Here is an 11,541-nt window from a genome sequence, read left to right on the forward strand (position 1 = left end):
ATAGATCGATGTTTCCTATTACTGTGGGTATAAATCTTCTTATTGGATTCAAAATTATATTGGCAACTGAATCAACAAAACCTCGAAACCGATTGTATTGAAAGGGCATTATGAAACTTAATAAAGCGGATACAATTATACAAAATTCAAAAAATACTATTACTATTCTTAATATACTTGCTAATGCTATTAAAAGATTTGCTATTACGAACATCTTTTCCTCCTCGTATAATATGTATGGATATGAAAGCTCTAAAACTTGTTTTAGAGCCCCTTCGCCCAGCAGCCCACCTTCTAAGGAAAGGAAATCTTTATTCTTTTGCCCCGTTGCCCGCCCATCTAAAGATATCTGTTGCCAAAGATTCTTGTTCCTATTCTTAAAAGGGTGGCTCCTTCTTCTATGGCTATTTTGTAATCATTAGTCATTCCCATAGATAATTCTTTTATTGAAGGATATTTTTTATTTAGGTTGTCTCTAAGTTCTTTTAAGCTCCGAAAGACGTTTCTTATAACATCAACGTTGTCAGTGTAAGGAGCCATCGTCATTAAACCGATTATTTTTATATTTTTAAAAGATGTTGCATCTTTCAAAAATGCATCTACTCCACTTGGAATGAGTCCAGCTTTGGATTTTTCACCAGATATATTGATTTCTAAAAGTACTTTTTGTGTTTTATTTATTTCTTCAGCTCTTTTTTGAATTTCCGCTATTTCTTTCATTCTCCAAACTGAATGTATGTATTCTGCGATAGGAACGATGTATTTTATTTTGTTGGTTTGTATCCTGCCTATGAAATGCCATACAATGTCAAGGTTTTTTAGATCTTCATATTTTTGTCTTAATTCCTGAGCCCGATTTTCCCCAAAATCTTTGTGTTCTTCGTTGTATAATGTTTTTATGTAAACACTTGGAAAATTCTTTGATACAGCAACTAATTTTATAGAGTTCATATCTCGACCTGATTTTTCAGCAACTTCTTGTATTTCATTTAACAAGGTGTGATAATTTTCTATTAGAAAATTATTCATTAAACTCCCCCCATAAACTAATATTTTGACTGGAAGTTTTAGGGGTGTAATTGAGTTTTTGATAGGCTTTTTCAGTTGCTACCCTACCACGCGGGGTCCTGATAATGAAACCTGCTTGTAGTAGAAATGGTTCATAGACCTCACTGATCGAATCTGGCTCTATCCCAATCGATGAAGCTAGGGCATTTATGCCAACTGGGCCACCTTCATAGTTTTCTATAATAGTCTTAAGAATTTTTCGATCCATTTTATCTAAGCCATCTTCATCCATTTCTAACAATTTCATTGTGTTGTCTACATCTTCGGCTTCTATGATGTTTTTTCCAGAAACTTGGACAAAATCCCTAACTCTTCTCAAAAGTCTGTTGGCAATCCTGGGGGTTCCCCGGGACCTTTGGGCTAAAACGAGGGATGCATCTTCTTTTATTTTTATATTGAGTATCTCTGCGCTTCTTTTTATGATGAAGTTGATCTCTTTTGGTGAGTAGAAATCAACTTCCAAAATTATTCCAAACCTACTTCTCAATGGTGGAGCGATGAGGCCTAATCTTGTAGTAGCTCCCACCAATGTGAAAGGTTGTAAATCAATCCTTATAGAACGAGCAGAAGGCCCCTTCCCTATAACAATGTCAAGTTGGAAATCCTCCATAGCTGAGTATAAGATTTCTTCCACGGTTCTATTCAGTCTGTGAATCTCGTCTATGAATAGTACGTCACCATTTTCTAGATTAGTTAAAATGGCAGCAAGATCTCCTGCTTTCTCGATTACAGGGCCGCTTGTAATTTGCAAATTAGCCCCTAGTTCATTGGAAATTACATAAGCTAGGGTTGTTTTACCTAAACCAGGCGGACCTGCTAAAATTACATGGTCCATCGCTTCTTTTCTTATTTTAGCAGCTTCTATCGCGACCTTTAACTTTTTTTTTATGTTGTCCTGGCCTATAAACTCATTCAAGTAGTTTGGCCTTAATTTCTTTGAACCTGTATCCTCTCCCATAAAAGAGGGATCCAGTAACCTCTTTGGGTTTGTATTTTCTTTTTCAAACATTTTAAAAACTCCTTAGAATCTTATGGGTAAACTCTGTAAAGTGTTCTTGCAAAAGGTATAGCTTCCCTTATGTGTTCTAATCCACATATCCAAGCTACTGTTCTTTCAACGCCTAAGCCGAAACCACTGTGTGGAACGCTACCAAACTTTCTTAAATCTATGTACCATTGGTATTGATCTAAAGGAAGATTGAATTCTTTCAATCTGTCTATTAAGATTGATTCTTCCCATATTCTTTCAGAACCCCCTATTATTTCACCATAACCCTCAGGGGCAAGTAAGTCATCACAGAGTACAACGTCAGGATTGTTTTCATCAGGCTGCATATAGAAAGCCTTAGCTTTCCTAGGATACTTCTCCACAAAGAGGGGTTTTTCAAATTGAGAAGCCAGCACACTTTCTTCATCTGCACCAAAATCTTCTCCCCATTCTATTTCAAAACCTTTCTTCTTCAGAAAATCAATCGCTTGTGTGTATGTCATTCTTTCAAAGGGCAGCTGAATTTTTTGTAGTTTATTTGTATCCCTTCCAATTTCTTTTAAATCATCCGAAGCGTTTTCTAATACTCTTTGGATAATGAAAGAAACCAAGCTTTCTTGTAATTTGATGTTGTCTTCATGTTTATAAAAAGCTACTTCGGCTTCATTCATCCAAAATTCGATTAAATGTCTTCTTGTTTTTGATTTTTCGGACCTAAATGTAGGACCAAGGTTGTACACCTTGCCAAAAGACATCGCCGCAGCTTCTAAGTAAAGTTGACCAGTTTGTGCTAGATACACCTCTCCATAATCGAAATAGTCTAATTTGAATGTGTTACCGGCAGATTCTCCTATAGAACCGGTAAATATAGGGGTGTCTATCAAGGTAAAATCATTTTGATTATAAAAATCTCTAATTGCCTTTAAAATTTCGTTTCTAATTTTTAAGATATGAAATTGCCTTCTCGATCTGATCCATAGATGCCTGTTTTCCATTAAAAAGTCTATGCCGTGGTCTTTTTTAGAAATAGGGTAATCTTCAATGGGTTCTTGTACTTTTTTAAAGGAAGTTATGTGTAATTCAACGTTTTTAGGAGATCTTTCGTCTTTTTTTATGGTTCCTTGTAAGATTACGCTACTTTCCATTTTTATTTTTCTGATGTTTTCAAAGGTTTCATCATCGAAATTCTTTTTTTCAGCTATTCCTTGAATGAAACCTGTTCCATCCCTTAACTGTAAGAAAGCTATTTTACCACTGCTTCTTTTGTTCCATACCCATCCCCGGAATTCAACTGTTTGATCGATGTATTTTTTGAAGTCTTTTATATATACCCATTTTGGAATCATGCTACCACCTCCGTGCGTTAAGGGGGTTCCCCCCCTTAAAAACCCCAAATTCATAATTTTGTTTTAATAAATCTTTTTGCATAAGGATAAAAAGGGTAAATCCCTCAATGCTCTGTTTTAGCGCCCCTTCGCCCCGCTCCGCACCCATAAGGATGAGTGGGGCTCCACCCTGCTCATTTATCCCTCTTTGAGTGATTCTTACTCTTTGGCAACTTGCGTAAAAAAGGTGTCCAATTCTTCGTTAACAATGAGAGCTACCTTTTCTGGTGGGAGATACATTTCTGATACTTCACCTTTGTTTACAACAATTATCTTCCCTTTAGTTAAGGATGGCAACATTGCTGCTGGTATAACCGCAAGAGAAGACCCTAAAACCAAGACAAGATCGGAATTTTTCATCAATATTTCAGATTCTGTTAAGTATTTTACTGGTTCTCCAAAAAATACTATGTCTGGTTTTATTACACCACCACAGTTATCACACCTTGGTACTATTTCGTTGTTTATCTTTTCTAATATTTCTTCTTGAGAATACTCCCTTTTACATTTTGTGCAGTAATTTTTCCAGCATCCTCCATGTATCTCATAGACTTTCTTTGAACCGGCTTTTTGGTGTAAAGAATCGATGTTTTGAGTTACTATCCCTTTCAATTTACCTTCCTTTTCAAGTTGAACTAAAAATTTGTGAGTAAATGTTGGTTCTGCCTTTGTTATGTACTCTAAAAATTTTTTGTGAAACTTGTAGAACAAAGAAGGATCACGATAGAAATAATCCAAATCGAAAATCCTTTCGGGATTTTCTATATTTGCCTTTGTATAGATACCGTTAGGGCCTCTAAAATCGGGGATACCTGCGTTAGTAGACATCCCCGCACCACTTAGGACCGCAATGGAATTTGACTTATAAATTAATTCTGCACATTTTTTCGCAGCTTCAGACATCTTTCCCACCTTTCAGAAATTTCAAAAGTTCTTGGGCTGCTATTAAAGGGCCTTCGTCCTCATAACCTTCTACACCAAGTTGCGTTCGAAGTGTCCCAACTTTGACGTTACTTTTCATTAGTGTTTCCATGTATTTTCTAGCAATTTTTTCGTGTTTTTCTCTTCTTTGGATTGCACCGAAAGGATTTGCAAAGTAACTATAGGTTAGACCTTTCTCTGAAGTTGTACCTTTTGCCATTCTTGCACCTTTGGAAAATACATCTAATGCCTTATCTACGTCATCAAAAAATTCAATTGGTGGTTTGTTCTCGTCTATTTTTTCATAGTTGTTGGCGTAAAAGAAATAATCAATTTTAGTAGGTCTTATGATATCTTCATAATTGGAGTAAGGTACAATAACTCTGGCGTTGGTTATGTTTGGATTCATAAAGATACTTCTATCCATGGCAGAGTAGGCATAACCTGGTTGTAAGTCGTCTAATCTGACAAAAGCACCAGTTTCTGTCCCATATGCAACTACTGTTCCATCTTCTAAAATGTCTAACGAGCCCATATCATCTATCAAAATATTCACTTCGGATACCTGTTTTCTTATTCTGTTTAAGGCATCCAATGTTTCAGATTTTCCCGCTCCGCTATCTCCCATTATCATTACGTTGAAACTTTGACCATCTCTTAACTTTATTTCAGCTAAAGCCCCATGAATTGGCAGTCTATCTTCGTCTATAACTATTAAGTTGTGAATCGTCAATACCATTTTCTTCATATAACCAAAGTAGTCTATAGAAGGATCATCTCCAACAAGTCCTACGTAAGTTCCATCATCTTCTTTATAGATGATACCATTGTAATCGTCTTCATTTTCAAAAAAACTTTTATTCATACCGAAGATGTATATACCATCAGGTCTTCTGTTTTCTAAACTTTCAAAATCTGCAAACTCGTACAAATTTGCCAAACCTGTTGCCATCGCGAAGTATTCTTTGTAAACAACAACATATATCAATTTATCGTTAACGTATATGGGGAAAACGAGCCAATCCTGTGGATTATCTATATTAATTTTGTTTAATATAGGACGATCGACAACTTTGAATACCCCTCTTCTTTTATTAGAGTATGTATAAAAGATAACGGGTGGTTCCAGTACTACACTCCAAACATATTCCATATTGTATAAAAAATCAGCATTGGCTATTTTAGCTTCTGGTTTAGGTTTAGGACGATCAACTATAAATCCTGCTTGAGCTCCCCCGGGAAGTTGCCTGAGCACTTTTACCCTTCTGGCTGAAATGTTGACAAGGATTTGTCTATATACCCCCAAGACTAAACTTTTTAGATCAGAGTTGTTCTTAACTAAGGATATTTGCTTATGAATCCTCGTTCTTGAATTGTGACTGAAAGGATCCGCTTTTTTCATAAATCTGTGTTTTGAACGCCATAGATTGAAAGTATCTTCAACAAAGAGAGCCAACGTTTCTCTGTATGAAGATAATTTTGGGAAACTAAAGTAAGAGGATTCATCCAAATGGTCTAAGCTGTTTATAGATAATGCTAAGAGTAGTTGCCGAATTTGTTCTAAGTCATACCTTTCATGAACTTTTTGTTTGCTTTCATCCACTAGAAATAATTGAAAAAAAGGATACAACGTATTGCGTGTCTCTTGGGCATCCTCGATTAATTCTGAGATTATTTCTAGTAGATAGCTTGAATTTAGTATTTGAGATATGTTACTATAAGATACCTCCCCGGGGATCAATACAGTTCTTTCATAACTCATTTTTTACCCTCCCTTTTGACGGTCTTTAGAAACTTTATAAATTGCGCCCCTTGCCCCGCTCTCCACCCTGATTGAGACTAATCAACTTCGCCTAATATTTCACCGATAGTTTTCAAAACCTCTTTTAACCCTTCCTTGGTTTTTGAAGAGAAAGGCAAATATATATATTCGCCATAAGTTGAAAAACTACTTTTGATATCTTTAAAAAGTTTAGTTTTTACAGATTTTTTTAATTTATCTGATTTTGTTAAGATAAACAAAAAAGGTATACCTACATCTTTAAGCCATTCAACCATAGCATAATCTAGTTTTTGGGGCATATGTCTATGATCGATAAGCAAAGAAACGGCATTTAGGGAAAATCTATTTTTAAAGTACTCGTTCATTAATACGTTCCATCTTTCTTTTTCCTGCTTTGAAACGTTTGCAAAACCGTATCCGGGTAAATCAACGAAGTAATATTTGTCATTCACCAAGTAGTAATTGATGGATCTGGTTTTTCCTGGGGTAGAACTTACTTTTGCTATTTTAATGCCTAAAATGGCATTCAAAAAGCTTGATTTTCCTACATTGGATCTTCCCGCAAAGGCGATTTCTTTTTTATCTGGTGGTGGAAGATCTTCAATGTCGTAAACGGTTTTTATTAATTGAGCTTTGTATACTTTCAAGATGTCGATGGTCCTCCTCTAAAGTTCTTTGATTTCAACTTTTGCTTCATTAGGATCTATTGGATCTATTATACCATAAGTTGCCTTCCCAGTTAGCCATCCAGAAAATTCTCCTGGGTTGAGCACAAAGGTCTTACCGATTTTTCTATTTACTATTTCATGGGTATGGCCAAAAAAGATGTAATCATAAATCCCTGAGTTTTCAGCGGCTTCTAAGGAATAAGGTTCGTGCATCAGAAATATCTTTTTACCATCTTTTTCTACGGTGATTGGTCCATTTTTTATCTTTTTATTTGATTTTTCATAAAGTAGCAACTTTTCTCCGTCGTTGTTACCAAAGACACCATAAAAGTCGATATCATCATAGATTAGATACGGTAAAGTAAAAGGAGCTACAAAGTCCCCACAGTGGAAAATGGTATCGATATTGTACCTTTGGATTATATCCGGGATCTTTTTAAGTTTATCCATATTGTCGTGAGAATCAGATAATACTAACCACATTACATCGCCCCCTGCTTACCATTTTTTGTCGATCCATCTGATATAAACAACCATGCCACTTTCAACGGATATTTCTATTTTATTTTCTTTAGATTCATTACTGATCCCTAGGGATTTGAAATCAAAGATATCTTTTTTATTTAATGAATATTTGAATCCCTTAAGAGTAAGCCCTATAACGGGTTCTCCTATTCTTAAAATGGACCAACTTTCACCGATCTGGGCTTCTTCTTCAACTCTTTTATTTACTATACCAATTTTAACGTCTTCTTCAAGGATAACAGGATTTAGATCTATGTATTCGGCTAGGAGGAATACACTTGCCATTTCTTGGTCAATACGATTGCCTAAAACCCCTGATAAAACAATGTTTTTATAACGATTTTCTTTCAGAAAGATTAAAGCCAATTCGGTATCGATCTCATCTTTTTCTTTTGGGTATCTCAGTATCTCCGTGTTGTTATCTTCGGCCCACTGAAGGTCTTGAATAGAAGCAGAATCAAAATCTCCTATTAAATAGTTTGGCGGTGAGTTTAACTTTTTGAAGATTTTGATTCCAGCATCACATGCGATTGTCAAGTGTGCCTTTTGAATCATTTTCTTATAAAATTCCAAAGAGCTTCTTGGCTCTGCTCCAGATATTATATAAACTATAGTTTGTCCGCCTCCCAATGGGGTTTTAGATTCATGAGTTTAATTGATGGATTGTCTTATATAGATTGTCAGCAATGATTTTCGGAGTTAAACAGTAGTTTGTGTACTCTAAGGATAGATCTCTTGCAGTTTTATATACGACATAGCTTCCAATGAGGCAAGCTTGCATCGTGGATAAACCTTGAGCTATATACGATCCAATAACTCCTGATAGTAAATCTCCCGATCCTCCCTTGGCTAGACTTGAATTACCTGTTATGTTGAAATATGTTTTTTCGCCGTTTGTTATCAAGGTAGTTGATGATTTGAATACGATGGTACAGTTCAACTCTTTTGCGTACTCTTCCAAGCCGAACACGTCGTTTTTTAAATTTTTATAAACTTTAGATAGTTCTCCCACATGTGGGGTTATGACAAAATTTTTGTTTAATTTTACTTCTTTCTCTTTTAAAATTAATAGAGCGTCTGCATCTAAAACAAATAATTTGTCATCTTTGTAGGTGTTAACTAATTTTGTAACAAAGCCTTTTGCATTTTCAGTTATACCGGGACCTAAAACGATGACGCTAGATTTTTCGATTTCTTCCTTTAAATTTTCAACGTCTTTTTCTTCAAAATGTTCTTTTTTTAAGGATCTGTAAATTATAGATGGTTCAAGAGCTAAAACGTTTGAGGAATCACCTGGTGTAATCAGCTTAACCATACCGGCTCCAGTTCTTTGAGCTCCAATAGCGGAAAGGATAGGTGCACCAGGGTATTTTCCACTACCCGCGAGTATTAGAACTGTTCCAAATTTGTACTTGTAAGAATCATCAGGCCTGTTTGGAAGTAAGTTCTTAACGGTATCTTCTAGTATGAGTTCTCGATTGATTGAGTTTACCAGCGAGTTGTCGAAAGATAGAGGAGCAACTTTTATTTCTCCACAATATTCTCTTGCAGGATAGAGTAGATGACCAATTTTTAAAAAGCCGAATGTAACCGTTTGATCGGCCTTAACTGCCGTTCCTAGAACTTCACCTGTGTCAGATGATATTCCTGATGGAATATCGACTGATAATACCTTTGATTCTGAAGAGTTTATGTGTGTTATCGCTTCGGCGACCTCTCCTTTGACTTCTCCTTTCAAGCCTATACCTATTAATCCGTCTATTATGAGATCGTATTGCGAATAATTAATTTCATCAACATTGAAACGATAAATATTAATTTCGTATTTTTTGGCGATTTCAAGTTGCTTTTTAAAGCCAGGACTTCCTTGAGTTGGATCACCTACTATAAGTATTTCAACGTCGTAACCTCTATTTTTTAGAATCCTACCCGCTGCAATTCCATCACCTGCGTTGTTACCTTTTCCTACTACACAAAGAATTGAAGTAGGTTCAAAGGTTTCCGCTATGTCAGCCACAGAAAAAGCTGCCTGCTCCATCAGCGTTTCTGGGGCTATTCCTTTCTCTATAGTCAATTTGTCTATTAATTTTGCCTGGGAGGAAGTGAGTATTTTCAATTTTTTCACCTCTAAATTTTTTAATTATTTTTAATATTCAATATCAAATTATTTTTTGAAAACATTTCTTCAGTTTTTGGCCCATAGGAAATGTAGTCAATATCAACTCCGATTTGTTCTTCTATATACGATAAATATTTTAAGAAATTAATATCGTTGGTATCTTTCCAGCCATTCAATTCAGTATAAATAGGTTTGGCAACAAAAAAGTCGTATGAAGAGGATGGAGTGTCTTTTATTTTTCCGTTGACCTCATAATGTGTACAAACTTTTATCTTATCTAACCCATTTAAAACATCTGCCTTGGTGATTACAAACCCGGTTAACCCAGACCTTATTTTTGCGTATCTCAGGGCAGGTAGATCTAACCAACCCACCCTTCTTGGTCTTCCTGTTGTCGCCCCGTATTCTTTTCCTAATTCCCTAATTTTGTCACCTTCTTCTCCAAAAATTTCTGTGGGGAAAGGTCCCGATCCTACCCGTGTTGTGTAAGCTTTGAGTACGCCATAAACCTCATCTAGTTCGAACGTTGAAAAGCCTACGGAGGAAACTCCATGAGCCATACAAGAAGACGATGTGACAAAAGGATAGGTGCCAAAATCTAAATCTAACAGAACACCTTGAGCTCCTTCAAACAGTACCGATGTACTTCTGAAAACATTCCCCATCTCTACGGCACTAGCGTAATTTATTTTCAATTTTTCCAATTCATTTTTGGTTTTCATTAAATATTCAAACACATCATCTTTTGAAGTTTTCAATTTATCACCATACTGACTACTTTTTAAGTAATATATGTCTTCCAAACGTTCTTTAAGCATTTTTTCGTCGAACAAGTAGTAAAGTTTTATGCCTTCCCTTGATACCTTATCGGTATAGGCAGGTCCAATTCCTCTTTTTGTTGTTCCAATTGGCTTTTTCCTCATACTTTCTATAATTTCGTCTTCTTCTTTGTGCCAAGGAAGAACCAAAAAGGCTTCTAAATCAATGTAAAATTTAGAGGACATTCCAGGAAAATCAGCTTCTAGTATATTTAGTTCCTCTACAAGTTTTTCTAAATCCAACACCATTCCTGCACCTAAAAAACCTTTAGATTTAGAATTGGGCATAATAGAAGGAAGCATGTGATTCACATATTTTTTGCCTTTGTAATAAATGGTATGACCTGCATTCGCACCTCCAGAAAAACGCACGATCCATTCAAACTTTTCTGAAAAGTAATTAACAACTTTACCTTTACCTTCGTCACCCCATTGGGCACCTACAATCGACATTTTTTCCATAATTTTTGTACGATGATACCGTACCTTCCTCCCTTCCTGCGATAAAAATACCGTAACTTTTTTATTTTAATAATGATAAGTTTCATTGTGCAATATCTTGTTAACTCTAAACAATTGCTCTAAAAGAATCAAAACCGCAAATTCGTGGGTAAAAGTCAATTTAGATAACGATAAAATATAATCCGCTTTATTGTAAATTTTATCAGAATGACCCAGAGGACCACCGACAATAAAATTTATGTGTTTCCCTTGCGATCTGCTTTTTGTGCGGTCATAAAATTCCGAAAATTTTATAGAATCCATTTGTTCTCCTCTTTCATCCAATAAAACGTTGAAAGAATCCGGGAAATATTTTTCGAACTTTTTGAAATCTTTATCTTTGTAAATCGAAGGTGGTGTCTTGTTTAAATCACCAGATAAAGGAAGTTGTATTAGTTCAATTTTTTCAAACTTCTTTATCCATTTTAAATATTGTTTGACTCCATCTATTATATAGGAACTTTTTAAAGGCCCTACGACTATGATTCTAGTCATTTTTCTTCATTTGAAATATATTTTATCTTGGTGATCTGTGATTCGGTTAACAATTTTTCTTCTATTGTAAATAATTCTCCATCCAAATTACCTATTAAGTTTTTAAGGTTCTATCACGAAAATAGTGGGTAATTAAGCTGGAGTTAAATTAAGTTTACCAAGGGCAATAAAGATAGTGATTTTTAAATTCTTTAATGTTTTAAAACCAAAAGCCCTTTTAGTAAATCCTCTAAGTTTAGAGTTCATACCTTCTATTTTACCGTTAGAGAT

The 11,541-nt window shown here is 35.3% G+C and carries 13 protein-coding genes; all 13 read right to left on the reverse strand.

The genetic code is table 11. The features are described 5' to 3' along the window. Positions 1 to 214, reverse strand: a 214-nt coding sequence (locus tag AA81_RS08465) for a YggT family protein (protein ID WP_103898778.1), incomplete at its 3' end; no start/stop codon positions are given. A gap of 125 nt (positions 215 to 339) precedes the next feature. Beyond that, on the reverse strand, positions 340 to 1,029 hold the full coding sequence (locus tag AA81_RS08470; protein ID WP_103898779.1) for a YggS family pyridoxal phosphate-dependent enzyme: 690 nt from the start codon (positions 1,027 to 1,029) through the stop codon (positions 340 to 342). Next, a complete protein-coding gene (ruvB, locus tag AA81_RS08475; protein WP_169926381.1) occupies positions 1,022 to 2,026 on the reverse strand; it encodes a Holliday junction branch migration DNA helicase RuvB in 1,005 nt (334 codons plus the stop codon). The genes AA81_RS08470 and ruvB overlap by 8 nt, the downstream gene beginning before the upstream one ends. Positions 2,027 to 2,097: 71 nt before the next feature. Continuing rightward, positions 2,098 to 3,402 carry an asparagine--tRNA ligase gene (gene asnS, locus AA81_RS08480; protein WP_103898781.1) on the reverse strand — a complete coding sequence of 435 codons (1,305 nt, stop codon included), beginning with the start codon at positions 3,400 to 3,402 and terminating at the stop codon, positions 2,098 to 2,100. 198 nt (positions 3,403 to 3,600) lie between these two features. Further along, complete coding sequence (locus tag AA81_RS08485; RefSeq protein ID WP_103898782.1) at positions 3,601 to 4,344, reverse strand: SIR2 family NAD-dependent protein deacylase; 744 nt, start codon at positions 4,342 to 4,344, stop codon at positions 3,601 to 3,603. Beyond that, positions 4,337 to 6,124: an ATPase gene (locus AA81_RS08490; RefSeq protein WP_103079516.1), complete on the reverse strand. Its 1,788-nt coding sequence runs from the start codon at positions 6,122 to 6,124 to the stop codon at positions 4,337 to 4,339. The genes AA81_RS08485 and AA81_RS08490 overlap by 8 nt, the downstream gene beginning before the upstream one ends. A gap of 77 nt (positions 6,125 to 6,201) precedes the next feature. Continuing rightward, positions 6,202 to 6,792, reverse strand: coding sequence for a ribosome biogenesis GTP-binding protein YihA/YsxC (gene yihA, locus AA81_RS08495; RefSeq protein ID WP_103898783.1), 591 nt, complete (start codon positions 6,790 to 6,792; stop codon positions 6,202 to 6,204). Positions 6,793 to 6,810: 18 nt separating this feature from the next. Further along, positions 6,811 to 7,296: a metallophosphoesterase gene (locus AA81_RS08500; RefSeq protein WP_103079518.1), complete on the reverse strand. Its 486-nt coding sequence runs from the start codon at positions 7,294 to 7,296 to the stop codon at positions 6,811 to 6,813. 15 nt (positions 7,297 to 7,311) lie between these two features. Further along, positions 7,312 to 7,968, reverse strand: coding sequence for a thiamine diphosphokinase (locus AA81_RS08505; RefSeq protein ID WP_103079519.1), 657 nt, complete (start codon positions 7,966 to 7,968; stop codon positions 7,312 to 7,314). A gap of 13 nt (positions 7,969 to 7,981) precedes the next feature. After that, positions 7,982 to 9,454: an NAD(P)H-hydrate dehydratase gene (locus AA81_RS08510; protein WP_169926375.1), complete on the reverse strand. Its 1,473-nt coding sequence runs from the start codon at positions 9,452 to 9,454 to the stop codon at positions 7,982 to 7,984. Positions 9,455 to 9,474: 20 nt separating this feature from the next. Next, on the reverse strand, positions 9,475 to 10,737 hold the full coding sequence (locus AA81_RS08515; protein ID WP_103079521.1) for an adenylosuccinate synthase: 1,263 nt from the start codon (positions 10,735 to 10,737) through the stop codon (positions 9,475 to 9,477). Positions 10,738 to 10,803: 66 nt separating this feature from the next. Further along, positions 10,804 to 11,271: a 23S rRNA (pseudouridine(1915)-N(3))-methyltransferase RlmH gene (locus AA81_RS08520; RefSeq protein WP_103079522.1), complete on the reverse strand. Its 468-nt coding sequence runs from the start codon at positions 11,269 to 11,271 to the stop codon at positions 10,804 to 10,806. A 132-nt stretch (positions 11,272 to 11,403) separates the two neighbouring features. Next, complete coding sequence (locus AA81_RS14880) at positions 11,404 to 11,541, reverse strand: transposase (RefSeq protein ID WP_369333231.1); 138 nt, start codon at positions 11,539 to 11,541, stop codon at positions 11,404 to 11,406.

The sequence above is a fragment of the Petrotoga halophila DSM 16923 genome (genome assembly GCF_002924615.1).

Coding starts and splice junctions, on each gene's coding strand:
- AA81_RS08470 (WP_103898779.1), bottom strand. CDS start 1,029: ATGAATAATTTTCTAATAGAAAATTATCACACCTTGTTAAATGAAATA.
- ruvB (WP_169926381.1), bottom strand. CDS start 2,026: ATGGGAGAGGATACAGGTTCAAAGAAATTAAGGCCAAACTACTTGAAT.
- asnS (WP_103898781.1), bottom strand. CDS start 3,402: ATGATTCCAAAATGGGTATATATAAAAGACTTCAAAAAATACATCGAT.
- AA81_RS08485 (WP_103898782.1), bottom strand. CDS start 4,344: ATGTCTGAAGCTGCGAAAAAATGTGCAGAATTAATTTATAAGTCAAAT.
- AA81_RS08490 (WP_103079516.1), bottom strand. CDS start 6,124: ATGAGTTATGAAAGAACTGTATTGATCCCCGGGGAGGTATCTTATAGT.
- AA81_RS08500 (WP_103079518.1), bottom strand. CDS start 7,296: ATGTGGTTAGTATTATCTGATTCTCACGACAATATGGATAAACTTAAA.
- AA81_RS08515 (WP_103079521.1), bottom strand. CDS start 10,737: ATGGAAAAAATGTCGATTGTAGGTGCCCAATGGGGTGACGAAGGTAAA.
- AA81_RS08520 (WP_103079522.1), bottom strand. CDS start 11,271: ATGACTAGAATCATAGTCGTAGGGCCTTTAAAAAGTTCCTATATAATA.